The sequence below is a fragment of the Clostridium rhizosphaerae genome (assembly GCF_016765585.1).
In the GTDB taxonomy this organism is placed as follows: Bacteria; Bacillota; Clostridia; order Clostridiales; family Clostridiaceae; genus Clostridium_AT; species Clostridium_AT rhizosphaerae.
In genome coordinates, this window is sequence record NZ_JAESWC010000014.1 from 94,488 (window position 1) to 117,391 (window position 22,904).

Annotated in this window: 15 protein-coding genes and 1 pseudogene; 7 read left to right on the top strand and 9 right to left on the bottom strand. The window is 33.3% G+C overall.

The annotated features are described in order from the left end of the window. Positions 1-11: 11 nt before the first annotated feature. Positions 12-1,622, bottom strand: a complete 1,611-nt coding sequence (locus tag JK636_RS16465) for an RNA polymerase sigma factor (protein WP_202750090.1) — start codon at positions 1,620-1,622, stop codon at positions 12-14. 183 nt (positions 1,623-1,805) lie between these two features. Between JK636_RS16465 and JK636_RS16470 the strand changes: the two genes are divergently transcribed. The 4 genes from JK636_RS16470 to JK636_RS16485 are packed head-to-tail and all read left to right on the top strand — an operon-like array spanning position 1,806 to position 4,474. Beyond that, the gene (locus JK636_RS16470) at positions 1,806-2,183 is read left to right on the top strand and encodes a GntR family transcriptional regulator (protein WP_202750091.1); all 378 of its coding nucleotides are present in this window, start codon (positions 1,806-1,808) and stop codon (positions 2,181-2,183) included. Next, positions 2,183-3,037, top strand: coding sequence for an ABC transporter ATP-binding protein (locus tag JK636_RS16475; RefSeq protein ID WP_202750092.1), 855 nt, complete (start codon positions 2,183-2,185; stop codon positions 3,035-3,037). The genes JK636_RS16470 and JK636_RS16475 overlap by 1 nt, the downstream gene beginning before the upstream one ends. Beyond that, a complete protein-coding gene (locus tag JK636_RS16480; protein ID WP_202750093.1) occupies positions 3,034-3,729 on the top strand; it encodes a hypothetical protein in 696 nt (231 codons plus the stop codon). The genes JK636_RS16475 and JK636_RS16480 overlap by 4 nt, the downstream gene beginning before the upstream one ends. Further along, positions 3,719-4,474, top strand: coding sequence for a hypothetical protein (locus JK636_RS16485; RefSeq protein ID WP_202750094.1), 756 nt, complete (start codon positions 3,719-3,721; stop codon positions 4,472-4,474). The genes JK636_RS16480 and JK636_RS16485 overlap by 11 nt, the downstream gene beginning before the upstream one ends. Positions 4,475-4,591: 117 nt before the next feature. Here the strand turns inward: JK636_RS16485 and JK636_RS24050 are convergent, their stop codons facing one another. Next, positions 4,592-6,910: a glycoside hydrolase family 65 protein gene (locus JK636_RS24050; protein ID WP_338025791.1), complete on the bottom strand. Its 2,319-nt coding sequence runs from the start codon at positions 6,908-6,910 to the stop codon at positions 4,592-4,594. 76 nt (positions 6,911-6,986) lie between these two features. After that, positions 6,987-7,997 carry a LacI family DNA-binding transcriptional regulator gene (locus JK636_RS16495; RefSeq protein WP_243428255.1) on the bottom strand — a complete coding sequence of 337 codons (1,011 nt, stop codon included), beginning with the start codon at positions 7,995-7,997 and terminating at the stop codon, positions 6,987-6,989. Between the two features lie 454 nt (positions 7,998-8,451). Between JK636_RS16495 and JK636_RS16500 the strand changes: the two genes are divergently transcribed. From JK636_RS16500 to JK636_RS16510, 3 genes are all read left to right on the top strand, one after another. Beyond that, on the top strand, positions 8,452-9,762 hold the full coding sequence (locus JK636_RS16500; protein WP_202750096.1) for an ABC transporter substrate-binding protein: 1,311 nt from the start codon (positions 8,452-8,454) through the stop codon (positions 9,760-9,762). Between the two features lie 90 nt (positions 9,763-9,852). Continuing rightward, positions 9,853-11,190, top strand: coding sequence for a carbohydrate ABC transporter permease (locus JK636_RS16505; protein WP_202750097.1), 1,338 nt, complete (start codon positions 9,853-9,855; stop codon positions 11,188-11,190). 16 nt (positions 11,191-11,206) lie between these two features. Then, positions 11,207-12,043 carry a carbohydrate ABC transporter permease gene (locus JK636_RS16510; protein WP_202750098.1) on the top strand — a complete coding sequence of 279 codons (837 nt, stop codon included), beginning with the start codon at positions 11,207-11,209 and terminating at the stop codon, positions 12,041-12,043. A 55-nt stretch (positions 12,044-12,098) separates the two neighbouring features. On the opposite strand, the gene JK636_RS16515 is transcribed toward JK636_RS16510, so the two are convergent. The 6 genes and pseudogenes from JK636_RS16515 to JK636_RS16540 form a co-directional block, all read right to left on the bottom strand. Then, positions 12,099-17,303: an alpha-amylase family glycosyl hydrolase gene (locus tag JK636_RS16515; protein WP_202750099.1), complete on the bottom strand. Its 5,205-nt coding sequence runs from the start codon at positions 17,301-17,303 to the stop codon at positions 12,099-12,101. Between the two features lie 409 nt (positions 17,304-17,712). Then, positions 17,713-17,799: pseudogene (locus tag JK636_RS16520) on the bottom strand (YvrJ family protein); the annotation flags it as partial. Between the two features lie 61 nt (positions 17,800-17,860). Further along, positions 17,861-18,769 carry an N-acetylmuramic acid 6-phosphate etherase gene (murQ, locus tag JK636_RS16525; RefSeq protein WP_202750101.1) on the bottom strand — a complete coding sequence of 303 codons (909 nt, stop codon included), beginning with the start codon at positions 18,767-18,769 and terminating at the stop codon, positions 17,861-17,863. Positions 18,770-18,884: 115 nt separating this feature from the next. Next, the gene (locus JK636_RS16530) at positions 18,885-19,967 is read right to left on the bottom strand and encodes a DUF871 domain-containing protein (RefSeq protein ID WP_202750102.1); all 1,083 of its coding nucleotides are present in this window, start codon (positions 19,965-19,967) and stop codon (positions 18,885-18,887) included. Positions 19,968-20,109: 142 nt separating this feature from the next. Continuing rightward, entirely contained in the window at positions 20,110-21,456 is a 1,347-nt protein-coding gene (locus tag JK636_RS16535) for a PTS transporter subunit EIIC (RefSeq protein WP_202750103.1), read from the bottom strand. Positions 21,457-21,702: 246 nt separating this feature from the next. Beyond that, entirely contained in the window at positions 21,703-22,557 is an 855-nt protein-coding gene (locus JK636_RS16540) for a BglG family transcription antiterminator (RefSeq protein WP_202750104.1), read from the bottom strand. Positions 22,558-22,904 lie beyond the last annotated feature (347 nt).

A 22,904-nucleotide genomic window follows, 5' to 3' on the forward strand; every position in this document is an offset into this window, starting at 1 on the left:
ATCCCCCATTTTTATTCCTTCCATACGATGGTTGATAGAGCACCCTTTTCTTCTTCTTTGGGAGTGCGCAGCTTTCCTATACGCTCTATATATTCCATACAGCCTATTATAATATTGCTTACATCATTCAACGCTCTGTATCTAACATCATTGTCAGGTATGGTTGATGGAGTTCTACCCTTCCAAAGCTTGTAACAGCTATTCGCTAGACATTTAAGCAGAGTTTTACTATTTAGCCTCTCAAACTCATTATCTATAGTTTTAAATACTTCCTCCTTTTCCTCTTTTGTCATTATAGGGAAGTTAAAACTTACCTTCTCATTATCTACTGATAAATAACCAAGCTGAACATATTCAGCTATAATAATTTTTTCAAATTCATTAGGCTTAATATTGTTTCTTACTATTTCTGAAATCCTCCAAAGCTTATCTAAATCAGAGGCATTAAATTCTCTCCATTTGAGACCCTCAAAATACGAGTCTATTTGATAAGAATGTAAATTAGAATCAGCTTCTCTTGTTTTAAGACCTTCACATGAATATCTAGAATAAATTTGAGAATATTTGCCGCCTTTATATCTAAGCTCCTCTCTCACTTGAACACTTCCATTTGCTATATATTTTCCTCCATCCTTATGTTCAGGTGGAACGGTGTTACTTAGTTCTTTATAGTCTTCAACCTTTTCCAAAAGTAATTGAATACAGCATGGATATAATGTCCACATTAAAACATTTTCATCAATATTGCTGCCTAAAAATCCTACACTTTTAATCTTTTCAAGCATACCATACAATGCTTCATAAATAGGAAGGGCTACTTGCTCCGACTTTTCTATCATCATATCTAGCAAAGGAATACTATCCTTTGGCTCATATATAAAAAATGCTGTCTGATACTTGTTTCCTGTCTTTTTTATAAGGTCAGAATACTCTAAGTTCTCTAAAGCCTCTTCAACAAAGGCTGCTCCAACCTCAAGTTTTCTTGATATCTCTTCTATAGTCATCGGCTCTTTGTAAGCCACATAAGCGATATTTTGATACAACAAGCTGCTGAAATAAGAATTAGGCTCATTATTTTTTCCTGGGTTCCCACAGTGACCAACTGACATTTTTATTGGACGGTAGCTTTCCATACTATTTTTCAACTTAATATCCTCCCTTAATTTACGTTTTGCTTCATACAAATACCACTTCACAGTTCCTTGAGGTGTATATAATTCTTTACTTATTTCTTTAATTGATTTCTTTTCAAAATAAAACTTTATAAGTATTTCTCTATAAACCTTGCTCATATAAGCTAATTCCTTGCGAAGCATAAGTATAAGATTCTGCCTTTCCTCTTCTTCTATAAGGTCATCTATTTCGTCTTTATCCCTCAAGTCTAATAGAATATCAATATTTATGTTATTCCAATGTCTTCTTTGTCTGCGATAAAAATTCGACCAAGTATAAAGACAAATCTTATAAACATAAGCATCAACATTATCTACTTTATTTATCTTCTCTGATGAATTGTAAAGAGATATAAGTATCTCTTGGGACAAATCTTCTGCGTCCTGAACATTATTAGTCTTGGTCAGAGCAAAACCAAATATTTTCTTTGCATAAGCTTCTAAATTCATTTTTTCACCTGCTTTAAAACTGTTTCTATAATATTAGTAGCATCGTAAATAAAAAGGTTTGTAAATTTATATAATTATTTTATCATTATTTTAACTTAACTACATTTGTGGCATATGTAAAATTTTCCTTGACATTATACTGTGTATATACTATAATCACAGTATAACGGAGGTGACTCTATTTTGAATATTGTAGTATCCTTCTTCTCTCAAGTGCCAATTTATGAGCAAATACAAAACCAAATAAAAGAACTAGTTTTAACTGGCGATCTAAAGCCTGGAGAAGCGCTGCCATCAATGCGCCTAATGGCCAAGGATTTAAAAGTAAGCTTAATAACTGTAAGGCGTGCTTATGAAGAGCTGGAGCACGAAGGTGTAATTACAACTTTACATGGAAGAGGCTGCTTTGTATCAGATATTAATGTAGACAAAATTAAGGAAATTAATATGAATATGCTTAAGGAGCGTCTTGAGGAAATAGTGGTATTCTCAAAAACCTGTGGTATATCAAAGGAAGAGTTTAAAAATATGTTAGATGAAATGTATGAGGTGGATAAATGATGACTGATTATGCTTTAGAAGTCAAAAACTTATATTCGAATGTGGGCAATTTTTCTCTTATAGATGCTAATTTGTCACTTGAAAAAGGTACTATTACAGGTTTTATCGGAAAAAACGGCTCAGGTAAAACCACTTTCATAAAGACAATCCTAGATTTACTTCCAAAGTCAAAAGGAAAAGTATTATTTTTTGGTAAAACTATGGATGGTAATGAAGAAGAAATAAAGTCACGACTTGGAGTAGTATTTGACAGTCTTATTTATTCACAAGCTTTAAAAGCTAAAACCATAATGAATACTTTAGCACCTTTTTATCCTAATTTTGACCAAACTTACTTTAACAAGCTTATGAATAAATTTGAATTAGATCCTGATAAAAAACTTAAGCATTATTCAAAGGGTATGCAGATGAAATTTTCAATTATTATGACTCTTTCGCAAAAACCAGATCTACTCATCTTAGACGAGCCTACTGCAGGGCTTGATCCTGTTGCAAGAGCTGAGGTATTAGACCTTTTATATGACATAATTCAAGACGAAGAAAAGACTATATTTTTTTCAACTCATATTACCTCTGACTTGGACAAAATAGCTGACTATATAACATTGATAGATAGTGGTAAAATTCTGTTTACACAAGCAAAGGATGAAATGCTGGAAAGTCACGCTTTAGTGCATGTAGATAAGAAAAATATGACAGATGAAATAAAATCCTTATTTATAGGACTTAAAGAATCCTCCTTTGGCTATGAAGGAATTATATCAGATAAAAGTAAGCTGTCACTTATTCCAAATGCAAAAGTAACTAAGCCTAGTGTTGAAGATATTATGATTTACAGAGGTGGATTGAAATGACAGTTACAGATAAATACTGGCTTCAAGTCAACAAAAAATATTTCAAATATGATATCATCGGAATAATTATTTTCAGTGGTTTTCTTGGATTTGCAAGCCCTTTAGGAATTTGTTTCTACATGTATAGAATTATCAGCTATTCAATGAGGTATTTAAACATAAACAGCTTATTTTCCGGTGGAATAGAAGGTTTAAATCAAGTTTTGACTATGCCATTTTCCAGAGAGCAGATTTATAAGACCTATATAAAAATGATACTGTCTATGTCGGCTATATTTACAGCTATAGTCTCATTGAGCAAATACGTTTATGTCTTAATTGGAGGACAAGGAACTGCTGTTTATGAAGATGGAATGGTTATTCACACAAATCTTATTACCAATACAGCTTACTATTTATTATTTCTTTGTTCACTTATTTTGCTTATTATTACTCTTGTAAATAGAATAAATAGCAATACTCCAAAGACTAAAGGTAATTCGAATATATTTACATTTTTAATGATTATTTACTTGGTACTTATTAACTTTGTTGTAATGACTCTTTTTTTAAGAAGTTCACTTGGTAAAAATATATACTTTTCAGTAAGTTTTCTTGCAGCAATTTTACTGATATTTATTTTAGTAAAGAGCCTAAAGAAGAATTATAAAGAATTTGTATTAAGGTACAGGAGGTATATTCATGTTGACTAAAATATATAACATGCAAAAACTTCTCCTTCAAAATGGAGCTCCTCCTTTTGGAAGCGGTAACAGCAATGTATTCGCTGCTCAAAAATATACAAATCTAGATAAAGCCTTTGCAATATCAATCTTAGCTATCAGCAGTATTTATCTTTTTACTGTGGATCAGTCTATGATTTTTATATTAATGGCTTCATTTACAGCACTTATAATAGGCGGTTTTACAAGTTACAACAGCGACATAATTGGATTACTTCCTGTATCAAAGAAATTTAAGTTTATAAATTTATATTTAGCTGGTTTCATATTATTTCTCATAGAATATATTATACTTATTGGAATTTCCTATTTGTTTTATGGTTTGCTTTACTTATCAGCCTTCCTTATTAACGGAGGCAATATAGCTCAATCATCAGATGTTTCAAATAATATCCTTGGAATGGAAGCTTCAATTTTATTTCTGTTACTAGTGGCTATGTATTACTTAATAATTTTGACTATAATATTCATTAAAAATCAAAAGATACGTTTTAGCTGCGGAGTAGGATTTTCATTATGCTATTTAGCATTTCTTCATATTCTTAAGAACAAGATAGCCTCTAATCCGAATACATCAGCTGCTCATGATATGCTAAATAAATTTCAGCTTCTCCCAAACAAACTTGAATTTTTAAAAAACTACAGCATAGCTACAACAGCAATATTAGCCTTATCCATATTAATAAGCTATCTTTTATATAAAGGAAAGAACTGAGAAATAATGAGGTACTGCAAAACTATGTTAAAAATACTTCTTTAGAATATCTATTATAATTTCATTTAGTATAAAAAAGGTACTTTAGCCGCTGTCTAAAGTACCTTTTATTCATCCTTAATTCTTCATCCTTAATTCTTCGTTGCTAATTATCTTCTTTTCTCCCCTATGAACTATCTCCAAGCTCTCGCCTTCAAGCATCCTGTAGCTTGTTCCATCCTTATTCACCTTTATTTCAATAAGCCTTCCTCTATAAGTCACCTTAAATTTATATTCCTGCCATTCTTTTGGGATGTATGGATTAAAGCTTATAGTATCTTCATATACTCTCATTCCTGCAAAGCCATTCACAAGACACATTCCGGCTCCAGCCATATTTGCAGCGTGAATTCCATCCTTTGTATTTCTATGAGAATCTGTTAGATCCATGGTTGCTGTTTCCATAAAATACTTATAAGCCTTATCATGGTATCCCACCTCACTTGCCATTATGCTGAAGATACAGGTGGATAAAGAAGAGTCATGGGTAGTTACTTTTTCATAGAAATCATAATCTCTTCTCTTTTGCTCAATATCAAATTTATGGTTAAGCAGAAATTCAGCTAATACTAAATCAGCCTGTTTGCATACCTGGTGCCTATAAATAACTAAAGGGTGATAATGAAGAAGCAAAGGATAATTTTCCTTTGGAGTATTTTCAAAATCCCATGGAGTCTTATATAGGAAACTGTCATCTTGAAGATAAATGCCCAGTTCTTCATTATACGGTATATACATATTATCAGAAGCTTTTTTCCAAAATTGAAGTTCGTCTTCTATAAACCCTATTTTATTTATAAGCTCTTCATAAGCTTCCTTCGCGTTTTCTTTCATCCATACTGCTGTTTTATATGCATATTCTAAATTTTCTTTAGCCATTAGATTTGTGTAGCAATTATTATTAACAATAGCTGTATATTCATCCGGTCCGGTTACATCATTTATACAGAATTTATTTCCCTTGTTTTCTATAAACTCTCCTAAGTCTGCCCAAAGCCTGGCTGTTTCAAAAAGTATTTCTGCTCCATAATTTAATAAAAAATCTTTATCTTCTGTTGCTTCCATATACCTTTTTATTGCAAAAGCAATATCAGCATTTATATGGTACTGTGCTGTTCCTGCTGGAAAATAAGCTGAACACTCATCACCATCTATAGTTCTCCAAGGGTAAAGAGCACCTTTTTTATGAGACATTATTCTAGCTCTTTCTCTAGCATTGGGTAAAATGCTGTATCTATATTCTAAAAGCTTTCGGCTGATGTCAGGATTATTATATAGAAAGAATGGAAGCATGTATATTTCTGTATCCCAGAAGTAATGACCTTCATAACCCTCTCCACTTAAACCTTTAGCCCCAATATTAGTCTTGCCGTCTCTTCCTACAGACTGCAGAAGATGAAACATATTAAATCTAATCCCCTGCTGAAGAAGGTCATCACCTTTTATTTCAATGTCAGTTTTATACCAAAAGTCATTCAAAAAATCTATCTGTTCCTTTTTTAGCTTATTAAAACCAGTTTCTTTACCATTAGCTGCTTCTGAAACAGCCAGCTTTATCATAGCGCTTTCTTCCATATGCTTTGAAGTAGTGTAGGCAATATACTTATTTAACGTAATCATACTATCTTTCTCAGCTCTTATATTAAAACAAACTGAAACACTTAATTCATCTTTATTATTTTTTATAGTATATTCATTTTCAGTTAGTATTTCATTTTCCATTACACATGCTACAGCAAATTTAGTGTTATGTGTCTTTTGAACAAGTAACCCTCTAGTATCACATACCTTTGCCTCTTCTAATGAAAGCACCCTTCCTGTAAAACCTGAACCTACTCTTGGATCATTTTCTGCAGTTAGATTTGATACGTTTCCATCAATACAAGAAACCACTTTAATCATTCCATCAAAATTTAAAGGAGTAATTTTATAATTTATGGCTGCCAAATGCTTATGTTTAAAGGATATTAGTCTTTCTATGTCAATTCTAACTTCTTTACCCTTTTCAGAACGCCATATTAAATTTCTTTTTAATATACCTTCTTTAAAATTTAAACTTCTTTCGTAATCTAATAGTTGTCCCTTAAGCATATCAAACTCTTCATCTTCTATATAAAGTTTAACTATCTTACCATCAGTTATGTTAAGCATTGTTTGACTTTTATCTGCAAACCCATAGGCTGTTTCAGGATACTTAATAGTCTCACTTTCATAAAAAGCATTTATATAAGTTCCTTCAAGTCCAGTTCCCTTGGGCCCTTTATAGCCTTCCTCAAAATTACCCCTCATTCCTATATAGCCATTTCCTGCTGCAAACAGGCTTTCACTTACATAATTGTTCTCTATAATAAAATTTTTTTCAACAATACTCCAAAAATTAATAACATCATTTCTCACAACAAAAATCTCCTTTCAACCATAACTAACAGGCTATTAAAGATACTAATTTAATTCAAAAATTTATTAAAAGGCTCTATTCAAGCCTTCTGCAAGATTCATTTTCAACAAGCTTATAACTCACGACCATATTTTTTTCTTCTACATCTTCCTTATTCATAAACTTTGTGAGAAGCCTCATGGCAACAGCTCCCATTTCATACCTTGGCTGCCTTACTGTCGATATGGAAGGATAAAAAAATTCTGCAGCCTCTACCCCATCAAAACCCATAACAGAAATATCCTCAGGTATTTTAAGTCCTGATTCCAAAATTGCTTTTGAAGCTCCAACAGCCATCAAATCTGAAGCACAAAATACAGCAGTAGGCTCTTGTCCACCATTTAAAATACTTTTCATATTTTTATAGCCCGACTTATAGCCATAATTACCTTCATAAATTAGTTTTTCATCAACTTCAATATTGTTATTTATAAGTGCTCTTTTGTAGCCCATTATTCTTGGTGTCCCAGAGTTAGGATCATCAAATTTCCCTGCAATCATAGCAATTTTTTTATGACCTAATTTGCAAAGATAGCTTACAGCGTCGTAGGAAGCTTGCTCATTATCTATAGTAACACTTGAAAGTATATTATTTTCATCCTTTGTAGCTATAAGTACTACTGGTATATTCATTTCCTCAAACTTTTTCATTGTATCTTTACATATAGTATTACTTATAAACAACACTCCATCAACTTTCTTCTCATAAAACATATTTAGTGCTATTTTTTCCTTTTCATAATCCAAATCGGTATTACAAAGTATAATATTATACTGATATATATTAGCAACATCCTCAATCCCTCTAACAATCTCCGGATAGAAGGCACTTGATATATCAGGAATTAAAATTCCCACAGTCATAGTAGATTTCATCTTTAGACTTCTAGCTATAGCATTAGGCTGATAGTTAAGCTCTTTCATAGCATTTAATACAAGATTTCTTGTCTCCTCTGTAACTGAAGGATTATTATTTAAAACTCTAGACGCAGTCCCAAGACCAACTCCCGCAAGCTTAGCCACGTCTTTAAGGCTTATATTTCTCATGATTCTTCCTTTCATCTAAAACACTGAATAATATAAGATATTAGTATTACAATTCCAAAATACTCTGGAAACGTTTCATTTTGATGATATCATAATTGTAATTTTTTATCAATGCATAAAATCTATAATTTTACAATAAGCATATATTATAGATGAACAGCTTCAACTATAAGTTAGTACAGCATGAAAAAGTGATGAAAACTCTCTATTTTCCCACTGTATTAACTAAGTTTATGTATTGCTTATCTATATATAGTATTGTGAATGAATATTGTAAAAATTATGTCGTTTTGTGCTGTAAATTTATTATTGATTCTATTTTTTTACAATGCTATAATAATTACATAAGGTTTGGAAACGTTTCCGAATAGTAGTATTCTATCTATTTTTCTAGAATACTACTATTAAAGCAAAACCTATGCAAACGTTATCCGTATTAAAAGGGGGGTATACCATGAAGGGTAAAAAATTATTATCAATTTTAATGACAACAGTTATGTTATCAGCTGTAGCTACAGGCTGCAGCAAACCAGCTCCTACTACAACTACACCATCTGGCGGAGCTAATGATACAAAAACAGGTGAAGTTGTAAAGCTAGTTTATGCAAGAGGTCAGGATACTACAGGAGCAACAAACGAAATAGTTAAGCAGTTTAACGAAGCTCACAAAGGTAAAATTGAGGTTACTTTTGCAGAAATGCCTTCAGATAGCGGCAAGCAGCATGATCAATATGTAACTGTATTTAATGGTAAAGGAACTGATTATGACGTATTTGATGCAGACGTTATTTGGCCTGCAGAATTCGCCCAAGCTGGATATGCACTTCCGCTTGACAAGTTCGTTGAAAAAGACGGAATCAACATGAAGGATTATATGAAAGGCCCAGTTCAAGCATTAACTTTTAAAGGACAGCTTTGGGGTATGCCAAAATTCATTGATGCAGGATTATTATTCTATAGAAAAGATTTAGTAACTAATGTTCCAGCAACTTGGGATGATCTTATAGCACAAGCTAAATCATTAAAAGGCAACACAGGTTCAGGATATTCATATATAATGCAAGCTAAACAATACGAAGGTTTAGTATGTAATGCTACAGAATTTATATCTGCTTATGGCGGAAAAGTAGTTGACGGAGACGGAAATATAACTATAAACTCACCTGAAACTAAAAAAGGTCTAGAAGTTATGAAATCAATTGTTAAATCAGACTTTGTACCAAACAATGTCACTACATTTACTGAACCAGAATCAGATACAGCATTTATAGAAGGTAAAGCTGCTTTCTTAAGAAACTGGCCATATCAATGGGCAGAATCTCAAGACGCTTCTAAATCAAAAGTAGTTGATAAAGTTGGTGTTGCTCCACTTCCAAAAGGAAGCGTTGCATCCGCTGCAGCTCTTGGCGGTTGGGTAACAATGATTAATAAGTACAGCAAGCATCCAAATGAAGCTTGGGAATTCTTAAAATTCATGACCGGAGCAGACGGACAAAAGATTACTGCTGTTAAAGGCGGAAGTGCTCCAACATTATTATCTGTATACAATGATTCAGAAGTACAAAAGAACCCATTATTCGGAAACAAAGATTTCGTTGCTGGTCTTTCAGCAGCAGTATCAAGACCAGTTTCACCAATATATCCAAAACTTTCTGATATCATGCAAGTTGAAATATCCAAATACTTAGCAGGAAGCCAAGATGTTGATACAACAATTAAGAATATGGATACAAAGATGAAGGAAGCTGTTACAGCAGCTAAATAGTAAACTAATAAGAGCCATTAAGTAAAATCTTAATGGCTCTTACAACATAATGAGTTTATGGGGTTCAAACTGAAAGGGGGAAAATAGAGGATGGAAGTTAAAACTAAAATTTCACCAAAAACTAAACATAAAAAGTACAAGCGTACTTCAAGCGAGACAAGACTTGGCTACCTTATGATAGCTCCAGCAATGCTAATAATATTTGTTATTGCTCTCTATCCTGTTGCACGTTCATTTTATCTTAGTCTATTTGACTTAAGATTAAATCATCCAACTAAAAATGCTACTCACTTAAGCTATCAATTCGACTTAGAAAGATATTTAAATAATTTTGACCTTGTTAAGGGAAACCTTAAAAGAGCAGCAAATGATTCTACAGGAGATTCTAAAGAAAAGCTCTTAAGTGCAGTTACTGACATAGAGGACCTTAATAAAACTATTTTTAGTCAAAGCGAAGTTGCTGCAAAAGAAAAGACAGCAAGAAGTTATGTAGATAACTTTAAGCCTATTGAAGATGATAAAATAAAATTTGCTCAAATCGATAAAGCTACAGCAGAAAAAGTCTTAGACAAATATAATTCACTTTTAAAAACACTACCTACACTAACTGTAAATGAGGACGCCAAACCTTCTTTAGATAAAGGTACTGGTCTTATGCAGGAAGTTAGAGACTCAATTATAAGCCCTAACTTTGTAGGTTTAGATAATTACATTTACTTCGGAAAAGACAGCAGGTTCTGGGAAGCTACAGGCTACACCTTTAAGTTCACAATTATATCCGTATTTATAGAACTTGTTCTTGGACTAATGGTTGCTTTGATAATAAACAGAAGCTTTAAAGGCAGAGGTATAGTGAGAGCCTCAGTACTTATTCCATGGGCTATTCCTACTGTTGTATCTGCTTTAATGTGGAAATTCATATACGATGGACAATTCGGTATCATTTCATATATATTAGCAAAACTTCATATTATATCAAATCCAGGAGTCTTATTAACTAGTAACTTTGGTGCAAAGTTCTCTGTTGTATTTGCAGATGTTTGGAAAACAACTCCTTACATGGCACTGCTCCTTCTTGCAGGACTTCAAACCATTGATTCAACCTTATACGAAGCTGCAGATGTTGATGGTGCTACAAAACTTCAGCAATTCTTCAGGGTGACTCTTCCTCTTTTAAAACCAACTATGCTTGTTGCATTGCTATTTAGAACACTGGATGCCTTTAGAATATTTGACTTGGTTTATGTATTGACAGGTGGAGGAAACAGTACAGAAACGATAACCTCCTATGCTTATAAAACAATGTTTGCTCAAATGGAATTTGGTAAGGGTTCTACCCTATCAGTTGTACTATTTATATGCGTTGCATTCATAAGTATAGGTTATGTTAAAATACTTGGCGCTGATGTAATGTCAAATGAAAACTAGAATGGGAGGAGAAAAGATGAATAAAAATAAAATTAACTTTAAAACTATTAGATTCTATGTTTTTATAGTAATTTTCTTAATTATAATAATCTTCCCGTTCTATTGGGAATTTATAACTTCTATTAAGAAACCCGATGAGATTTTTGGAAGCTTCACTAGGTTCTGGCCAAAGCATTCTACCTTAGAATCCTATAAGTTAGTTTTCACGGCAAGACCCTTTGGTAAGTTTTTATGGAACAGTTTTGTAATTTCTTCTTTGACTACAATAGTTGCTATTGTATTTGCTTCCTTTGCAGCTTATGCTATTGCAAGGCTTAAATTTAAAGGAAAAAGTATTATTCTAGGATTAGTTCTAGCAGTATCCATGTTCCCTCAAATTTCAACTATTTCTCCGATATATATGTTTATGAAAGCTATGGGACTTAGAGATACGTATATAGGCTTAATTATTCCTTATACAACCTTCGCTCTTCCTTTGGCTATATGGAACCTAACTACTTTCTTTAAAGAAATACCCTTTAGCTTAGAGGAAGCAGCAAGAATAGATGGTGCATCGCCTATGCAGACTTTTGCACGGATAATAGTTCCACTAGCCGCACCTGGTACCTTTACTACAGCTATACTCGTATTTATAGCAGCTTGGAATGAATTCCTGTTTGCGCTGACAATAAATACTAAAGATATTAGAAAAACAGTCCCTGTTGCAATTACAATGTTCCAAGGGCAGTATACAATTCCTTGGGGCGAAACAGCAGCTGCTACTGTAATTGTAACAATACCTCTTATAATTTTAGTTTTACTATTCCAAAAGAGAATAGTTGCTGGTCTCACATCTGGTGCTGTCAAAGGTTAATCTAAGTTTCCCCTTAGAACCTATTAAAAAATGGAGGCAATTGCCTCCATTTTTATTATGCTTCTGATTCTCTTTTTCTTCTTCCTGCTGCTACTATAAGAACTCCAATGAAGGTTGTTATAAGTCCAGCAGTTACTAGTGTAGTTGTATCAATCATCGATCCTGTCTTTGGAAGTATTCCAGCTGAAACTAAATCCTTATCTGCTACAAAGTAATCACTATTATGAGTTATTTCAAATTCTATATAGCCATCTTTGTCTACAGTAAGCTTCTTAGCCACAATTTCAGCTTTTTTAGTACTTGGATTATAGTAATAAACATAAAGATTGTTCTTATCTTTTCCTTCAAGCCATGCAGCATCTAGTTTAATCTTTACCTTAGCTTCTCCCGGAAGAACTCCGTTTTCAGCAAAGGACAGGATAAGCACATCTTCATTTTTAACCTTTTCTTTAATTGCATCTTTGTTAGGAGATGTAGAATTATCTAAGGTTTCAACCTTAACTGTCAAGTCAATGTCCTTAATATCCTTATTTATATCTTTTCCATTGAAAGTCCATACTGAATTTCCTGCTGTAAAGGTTATTGACTTGTCAGTTCCTTTTATAGCTTCAAATACAGATTTGTCAACTTTCTTGTTTTCTGATGCATCTACAACTATTGCAGACTTGCTTGCAGCATTTTTTACAGCTTCTACAACCTTTGAAGCATCATTTTTGACGATAGCCCCGGAATTATTATTTGTATTTCCGTTGTTGTTTCCATTATTATTGTTGTTCCCTGTATTACCGTTATTGTTCCCAGAGTTTCCACCATTATTGTTATTACCATTGTTTCCTGTATTTCCGCCATTATCTACTGGAGCAGCCTTAACAGTTACAGAACACTTAGCTGTGAAACCTCCGTCTAAGGTAGTTACAGTAATATCTGCCTTACCTTCTGAAACGGCTGTAACTTTTCCACTAGCATCAATCTTTGCAATGCCGCTGTTACTTGAACTCCAGATTACATCCTTTAAAGTTGTATTTTCCGGAGCAACAACAGCTTTAAGATTAGCTGACGCCTCAACAGTTATTTCTAAGGAGTTTTTATCAATAGTTACTCCTGTTGCTCTAACCTTATCCTTAACTATGTAGCTTTGGTCATAGGCATCTTTTAGTGCTGAAGTATTTACTGTTACTGCCTTGTAGCTTGCAACTAAAATTAATCCTGATTGTTTTGGAACATCCACAGTTACTTTTCCAGCCTCAACCGTATATTTCTCTGATGGATTTAAAGCATTTGTTAATACAGTTCCATTTGGAATTGAGCCTGCATCAAGCTGTAAGCCATTAGTGTATTGAGCTTTTCTGCTAACTACAACTAACGCATGATTATTTTTATCATTTCTTAAGTATGACATTACATCCTTAGCATCATCCCCTGAAACAGTAACTGGTACAATATCTCCAGTTCTTAATACAGGATATGCATTTCTTATGTTAGCAAGCTTAGCATACCATTCAACTAAGTCTTGATTTCCCTTGCCCCATATCATACCTCTTCTGTTATCTGGGTCGTCTGCTCCTGGTATACCAGCCTCATCACCATAGTAAATAGTTGGTGCACCCGGATAAGTCATTTGGATTAAGGGTATTAGCTTCATTTCAGCATAGGCTTCTTCTTTAGGAGTATTTGCAACAGCCTTAGTATCCTTTTTATATCCGTCAAATGCAGAAATAACTCTTTGGGTATCGTGAGAATCAACAAGATTCATCATAACCTCAAAAGCTTCCTTTGGATACTGCTCTCTCATTTTTTCCAACTCGTTCATTGCCCAAACAGCATCAGTAGTTGTCTTATTGTCATCCTGAGTGCCTTTTACAAAGTATAATATAGCATTTCTAAATCTATAGTTCATTACAGAATCATACATATCTCCTAGAAGATACTTTGATGCATCATCCCATATTTCACCGATAATAGCATTGTCTCCTTCTTCTTTAACAGCAGTTCTAAAATGATTCCAAGTTTCATCTGAAACTTCATTTGCAACGTCAAGTCTCCATCCATCAGAACCCTGCTTTAACCAATATCTTGAGTTAGCATCAGGACCATCTATTATTTCATCAGCCCAGGACTTAACTTGATATTCAGACCCGTTTAAAGCCTGTATAACTGGCATTGAATCATATCCCCACCAGCCTTCATAGTCATAACGCTTTGGAATTGGGTTTCCATCCTTATCTTTATCTACTATCTTATTATTTATAACAAACCAATCCTTATAGTGTAAATCAGTAATACCTTGTGCTGATAAATCTGCAGTAACTTTCTTTTCTGCATCCTGCTGATTTAAATTTTGAGCATTCATTAAATCATATACTTTTGACCAATATTGATATGCTCCTATTGGTTTTCCTTTCTCCATATATTTTCCATATCTGTCAAAGTATATAGAGTCATCTGATACATGGTTAAATACACCATCAAGAATTACGTGCATTCCTCTCTTGTGAGCTTCTTTAGAAAGATTTACAAAGTCGTCCATATGTCCCAGCAGAGGGTCAAGACTTCTATAATCAGTAGTATCATATCTATGATTTGATATAGATGAGGAAACTGGATTAAAGTACAGTACATTAATACCTAGAGCTTGTAGATAGTCAAGCTTGGCTTGTACTCCTTTGATATCTCCGCCATACATATCATTGCTCCACTCGCCATCGCCTACAAAGCCTTTATAGTTAGGGTCTAAAACAGGCTTACCATTACTATCCTTTACAACTACAGCATTTCCGTCCTTATCTTTAACTGTTTTAAATTCTATAGTTGGATCTTCAGGAGGCATATACCAGTTTGTTGGATTTTCATAAGCTACACTGCCTCTTGCAAGCTTCTGTGCATAATCATTGCTGTTATCCCCATTAAAGAATCTATCCGGGAATATTTGATATATAACAGCATTTTTCATCCAATCCGGAGTTTTAAAGTTCTTATCATAAACATTTAAGTCATAAAGCTTAACATTGCTTATATCACTGGCTGTTCCAGCTCCAAAATAGCCGTCATCGTCGCTATAAGCCTTTACATCTGAACCATTTGAAACTAAGAAATAGTACTTATTCATTCCTATTTCATTAAATTTATAACTTACAGTCCATTTGTCAGCTCCATCAGCAAAGCTTCCGTTTTTGCTCATATCTATTATCTTTGTGCCTTTATTAGTTATAAGAACTAATTTTGCAACAGTTAAATCATCCTTTTTAGCCTTTATGTTAAAGGTTACATTTGAATCGGTAGTTATTGCTCCATAAGGCGTCTTAAATTCTTCACTTCTTGAGTCAAAATATAAATCACTCAAGGATATTTTTTGGCTAGCCGCATCACTAAACACCATTTGAATAGCTGGAGCATAGCTGAAGGTTACATCCTTTGAGTCTTCTGTTATATTAATGGTTCCAAAGCTGTACTCTTTTCCATCTACAACTGCTTTAATATCACTATAGGAACCTTTACTAAGCTTAACTTTTGCATTGTATATATTTGTTAATGAAGCATCTGTTAATTTTGTTCCTTCAGAAATTCCTGTTCCTTTTAGTTCAACATCTAATTTTTTATATTCTATAGAGTTAGCTGTATAGTGACTATCATCCGAATACCAGAAGGTAACATCCTGCTTTGATGGAACATATAACTTCATATTATCCCCATGTTCCTTACCATTAGCACCATAGTTTTCTGGATCCCAGGACCCCATAGCAATCTTATACTCATAGTTTCCTGCTGGTACATTTGGTATGGTTATATGGTACTTTGCATTTCCATCATAGATCAATTTTGTTTTATCTGAGCCTGGAACCCATGTACCTTCTCCTACAACAGATTGTATCGTTCCTGCTAGAACTACTTTTCTGCCTGAGTATGTTTGTAGTTCTAGTAATGAGTTATCCCCTGTAACTTTGGTATTAAGTGGGTCTTTAATCCAACCATGATCATTATCATTATTTAAGAAAAACTTATATCCTATACTCTTCGCAGCATCTCCTAATCTAAGAGTAACAGACCAAATATCAGTCTTAGCATCCTTTGTCATTGGAGTTTGCCCCCAACCATTCATATCCCCTCTTAGAGAAACTGAAGTCGCATCCTTGTCTTTGTAATTAAAAGTAACTGTACCATCTGAATTAATTACTGGACTTTTAACTACAACTTCTGGAGTCACAAGACCTAAAGCTACAGAAACATCGCTAGGATTGTTTATTGAATCAATTACCTTTTTATTTACTTTATCAGCAACAAAAACAACGTGCTTTCCACCTTCTGGTATAGTTAAAACCTTATTGCCATAATCATCTTTTTTACCATCTTCTCCACCATAGCTTTCATCCCAGCTATAATTTACTACAGCTTTATATGTGTAACTACCTGCTGGCAAAAACTTATTATATATATATTTGCCTTGAGAATCTAGATAAGAAAACTCATATCCTTTAGCTGCTGCATCCCATTCATTTTGTCCTTGTCTTACTGTGCCAATTAGTGATACTGTGCTTAGAATATTAGAATTATGAATAGAATCTGTAGCGAAACCAAGTATTGGATTCGCTAAAAAAGTAACATCAGCTCCACCTTGTGGAACTGTAGTTTTAACATTTGAACCATTATCTCCAACTTCTCCATTGTTCCATCCATGATTAAAAGCCACCTTATACTCAAGCTCACCTGCGTTTAAGTGGAATACCTTCTTATAAAAGCCTCCACCAATATAATCAATATCAAAGTTTGAATCAGCTGTATCCCAATTTTTACCATTGACCGATACCTTGTCCAAAATTCCTGTAATAGTAGCTGAATTTTTAAATTGAGCCGCATCATTAATTGAGTCATATACCTTTCCTGCTAAGTAATCAACCCTAAAAATAACCTTTCCAGGCTGTTTAATATCTATCTTTTTATTTTCCCCATTATTACCTAAAGCCTTAGGATTATCCCACTGTCCGTTAAAAGTTGCTTTATACTCATAACTTTTAGCGACCTTAAACTCCACAGTGAGCTCGTATATCCCCTTACTGTACTCTTTCATTAGTGTACCCTGGTTTTTAGTATCCCAATCATTGCCTAAGCCTTGGTCCTTAACGAAATTACCTGTTAATACAGCCATCATATCGGCTGCCGGCATCTGTACCTCTTCAGCTTTAACCAAGTGATTAAAGTTAGGCATCAAGCTGAATAAAAACAAGAAGGTCAATACCAAGCTGAACTTTTGATTTAGTTTTTTCATTATATTCCCCCCTATGGATATATTTGAGCAACCGTTTGCACAAATATATTTATATGCAACCGTTTGCATTTGTGCTAATTATATCATTATTCAATAAATTAAATCAATAAAAATCTAAAATTTAACAATACATTTTTTTACATAAAAAAAAGATGCTAGAACGCTCCTAGCATCAACCACAGTTTAGAAATTATCTCTAAGGGGGATCTAACTTCTTAATATTATAATAACATCAACATATTAAGAATTTGTTAAATAAGAGTAACTTATTAATGAACCCTTCATTTTTATAAAATTATCCAGTTTTTCATGCAGTTTTTTGAAATTTCTCATAAGTAAAGCTTCATCTTAGCTTTTTCAGTGTATTAATGACGCCAGATAGATTATTAATGCTGCTTGTATGGCTCTAAAGTTTACTTTCTATCCTCACTAATAGATAAATAGATACAGCTATTGGAAACCCCACATTGTCTATTAAACTTGCCATTGCATCCATATTCATCACCTTAATTGATAAATATGCAGTAACTTAATAAAATTGCGATGTAATCGCAATTTTATTTTGATGCTTCTATGGCTTTTTGCACATATCCTTTATTTTTATCTAAAAGCTTTCTTGCACTTTCTTTATCTAATCCAGTTTTAATCATAACAACGCTTAGCTTAACATCAAAGTTTGTTTCATTTAGAATCTTAACAACATTTTCTTCAATTTCACCTGTTGCCATCATCGTTATTCTCTTTGCTCTAGCAACAAGCTTTTCATTTGTAGATTGAACATCTATCATAAGATTACTGTACACTTTTCCAAGCTTAATCATAGTTCCTGTAGTTAACATATTAAGAACTAGCTTTTGTGCAGTTCCAGACTTCATTCTTGTTGAACCCATAATAACCTCTGGGCCTACAACAACTGCTATTGGAACATCAGCAACCTTAGCCATTTCACTTTCAGGATTCATTGTAACGCATATAGCTGCTGCTCCAACCTCTTTCGCGTATTCCATTCCTCCAATAACATAAGGAGTTCTGCCTGATGCAGCAATTCCGCAGACAACATCTTTATCTGTTAGGTTTTTTTCAATTAAATCAGTTTTCCCTAGCTCTTTGTTATCTTCTGCTCCTTCAACAGCCTTAAATATAGCTGTATGACCTCCTGCTATTAACCCTTGAACTAGATCAAATGAAACACCATAAGTTGGAGGACACTCTGACGCATCAAGTATTCCAAGCCTGCCGCTTGTTCCTGCTCCCGTATAAATAAGTCTTCCGCCTTTAGATAATCTATCTGCAATTATATCCACAGCTTTAGCTATGCTTTCCTTAGCTTCACCAACAGCTTCTGCAACCTTCTTATCTTCCTCGTTTATCATTTCTATCATTTCTAAAGTACTAACACTATCAATGTTCATTGTTCTCGGGTTTCTGCCCTCTGTAACAAGTTTTTCAAGTTTTTCTATTTTCATATTGTTTCTACTGCAAAATTATTATGCAGCATTCACCTCCTAGCAGATTATATATTATATTATAAAACATTTTTTCATAATTTTCAATTGTTGACTAAAATTTATTTCAAACATGTTATTTATATATTTTAAATCTAAACTTTGTCTCATCTTCAATATATTCAAGCAAAAATAATTCTTCATCAACAATCCTTCCAACAACATTAACTCTTCCATCTGCAGGCAAATACTTTTTGCAAATTTGCAGTTCACCGCAATATCTTAGGTAATACTTGTTATCTATTGTTATGAACCCTTTTTTTCTTTCTATATTATTATATGGGCTTATAATATCCTCTTTTTTTAGTGCAACTCTTGAATTAGTTGATCTTATAACATCTTCTGCTGAATCAGGTCTATTTTCATGGCAAGCATTAAAAATAATACCTTGTTCTACTACACCTGGTTTAAATGTTTCTATCCTAAATTCAATTATATCTTCAGGAATACTGCCAACATCTTTTAATTCTTCATCTGTTGGTATGCTGTCGCCAAAAAATACCGAGTCAATCCCTAGTGCATATAAATGCTTAGCAGATACTAAAGGCTCTTGAAACCTATGAATTTCAAGCGTCGGAAGTCCTTCAAAAACTGGACCTCTTTTATTAACTAAAGAAGGTACAAAAGCAGAAATAATCATATTATATTTTTTAAGCATGGTATTTTTCTTTTTAAAAGTTTCCATCGAGATTCCTGTGTTTATCCTTGGATAGTAGTTATGACAAGCTTGAAGAGTATTATAATCCGGATTAAAGCTTTCAAGCTCTTTTAAAAATCTTTCTGTAACTGTACTGGCATTTATCTCAATTTTTAAGCCATACGGATTTTTTGTAAAGTTTGCAATTTGTTCCGGAGTAAATCCAAAATCCACTCTAACACCATATATACCTAAATCCTTTAGTGCTTTTAAGTCATTCATATCTGCACCTAAATAGCTAAAGGCTCTAGGAGATATATCTGCAATAATATTCATATTTAGAGTCTTACTTAATTCGGTTATTTCTTTAAATTGTTCAATAGCTTTTTCATAATTTGCCTCTGGAATATGAAGCGAAGTAAATATACTACTAAAGCCATATTTTTTAGCTTTTTTTATAAACTCCATGTTTTCTTCAAGTGAATAATTCATTCCTACAAAAACTGAAATACCTTTTGGCATAATTTTCTCCTTTCAGTCGAAACACCTGATAACCTATCTTTCTCGTTTTCACTCGTAAGATACCCGTCTATTCTTTGATAGAAAAAGGATAGCAGCAAATAAATATTCTATTAATATTAATTGTGCTATCCTTTTATTTATTTTATTCTTGTGGATCTTCAAATCCTAATGCATAAGAAGCTATGAATCCAGCAGCATATGCAACAACAACACCAATTAAGTATCCTAAAGGCTTAGTAACTAATAGAGTAAGTGGAAGTCCTGATAATCCCATACTCTTAGCTCCTACAGCTAAAGCAGCCATAACTGCTCCACCAAAGGCACCACCTATACAAGCTCCTAGGAATGGTTTACCAAGTGGTAAAGTTACACCGTATATTAATGGTTCCCCAACTCCAAGTATTCCTACTGGAAGAGCTGACCATATAGTCTTTTTCAATCTTTGATTCTTTGTTTTAACAAGTACAGCTATTGCTGCTCCAACTTGTCCTGCACCAGCCATAGCTAGTATTGGAAGAAGTAATGTCTGTCCTGTAGTTTTAATAAGATCCGCATGTATTGGAGTTAATCCTTGATGCAAACCTGTCATAACTAGAGGTAAGAAGGTTCCTCCTAAAATAAATCCAGTGAATGCTCCTCCACCGCTAATAGCAGTTTTAACAGCAGTTCCTATAGAGTCTGATATAACTCCTCCAAGTGGTTGAAGTGCTAAGAGTGCTACAAAACCAGCAACCAAAACAACAATTAATGGAGTAACGAAAAGATCTAATATTTCTGGAATAACTTTTCTAACTTTTCTTTCAAGCCAGCTGCTGAAAGCTACAACTATAAGTACAGCTATAACTCCGCCTCTGCCTGGAACTAATGCTTTTCCACCAATAGTAACAGTTGAAAGATTAGGATGTGTAAGTATTGCAGCCATTGCACCACCAAGCATTGGAGAACCACCAAATTCTTTAGCAGCGTTAACACCTACAAATAAGTTAAGTCCCCAGAATATTGAGTTACCTATTATAACAAGTATTTTTCCTGTTGGACTAGCAGCAAAACCAGCATCAAACTTTATAATAATATTTAATATTCCTGTTACAAGACCACAACCTATGAATGCTGGAATAAGTGGTATAAATATACTTGATATTTTCTTGAGCAAATTCTTAAATGGAGTATTGTTTTTAGCTTTTATTTCTTCTTTTCTTACAGTTGCTTCATCAACTTCTCCAACTTTAAGTCCTGTTATTTCTCCAACTTCATTTGCAACCTTTGTAACTCTTCCTGGTCCTAAAACAATTTGAAGTTGTCCTCCTTGTTCAACAAGGCCCATAACTCCTTCAACTTTCTTAAGCCCTTCCTTGTCAGCTGAGCTTCCATCCTTTAGCACAACTCTAAGTCTAGTCATACAGTATGCCACAGATGCAATGTTGTTTTTCCCGCCAACCTTTTCAAGGATGGCTTCTGCGATAACTTTTGGTGTGTTTGAATTAGCCATAAATGATTCCTCCTTTTTTTCGGAACACGGGGCAATCAATGCAGGCTCATTCACATTCGCCAGATTGCCCGTTAAAGTCCATTTAGGACTTTAACCTCCTTATATAATATTTTTATAAAAAATAAAGAGCTAAAAAAGATTAAACCGATTTACGATAAATCTCTTTTAGCTCATGCCTGCCGAACAGTAACACGCTATTTTTTATTTATTTTTGTAACTTTATTTTATAACATGAAAACGATTATGTCAATAACTTTTATGTATGTTCCTAAAAATTTGTTCAATATGAATTGCTAAATATCCTATTTCATCGTCTGGAAGTATTATTTTATACACTCTTTCAACTTCTTTAGCAATTTCTACTGCCAAATTATAAGACTCTGCAAATTTTTGTTTTATATCAGATAAAAGTATATTTGTTATAGGTATTTTCTTTTCAACTCTGTCTAAAGCAAATCTAACATGAGTTATAAGCCTAACATAATCTATGCTTTCCTTATCAATTTTATTCCCTGTTTTCTCCTCCATAAGATTTATAACATCATTTATTATGGTAGTACTTTGGGCAGTTCGTGAAATATCCTGCTTGTTAACTGCAGCATGAAGATGCATTGCAATAAATCCCACCTCATCTGCAGGTAAGGTAATATTAAATCTCCCATTAATCTTTTCAAGAGCTTTTAATGCTATCATATACTCTTCTCTGTAAAGACTCTTAATCTCTGCTAAAAAAGGATTAATAATATCTATGCCATTATTATATCTATCTATTGTAAAAGATATGTGATCAAGAAGTGTAATATGTATTCTTTCATCAATATCTTTATTTAATTCCTTAACCGCCATCAATATTACTTCTTCAGTAACGCCTATTATATCCTTGTCTATCTCTCTAGACATTCCTGCGAATCTATATTTATTATTCTCATCAGCTAAATAAAATATCTTTTCTACCCTTTCCTCATTTTTTAGAGGCTTATTCTCTTTAGCATTAAACCCTACCCCGCTGCCAACAAGAATACATTCTTTGCCTGAATCTTTATCTATGCAATAAACAACATTATTATTAAACGATCTTATTACCTTAAATTCTTTTTTCATCATAGCCTCCAAAGTACATATTTGTATCTTTAAACCATTTTATACCAACTAACAGTATAATTTCAATATAATTCTTATATTACTTCACTACTTAAGAATGTTGTGTTCTAAATCAGTTTATAGAATACCTCTTGAACCCGCATAGAATGAGCAAATATTTGTATATTTATATATTTAAATAGGTTATGATAATCCCACAAATGTGACAGAAATGTAAGCTTAGTTTGTGTTTTTGTAAGCTAAAAAAATGGTACTATATATACTAAACATATACAATAGTATTGTAAGATTTGAAAACACATATACGGAGGTAAAAACCCTAAATGGGCTTTTACGAGTAATTTTCG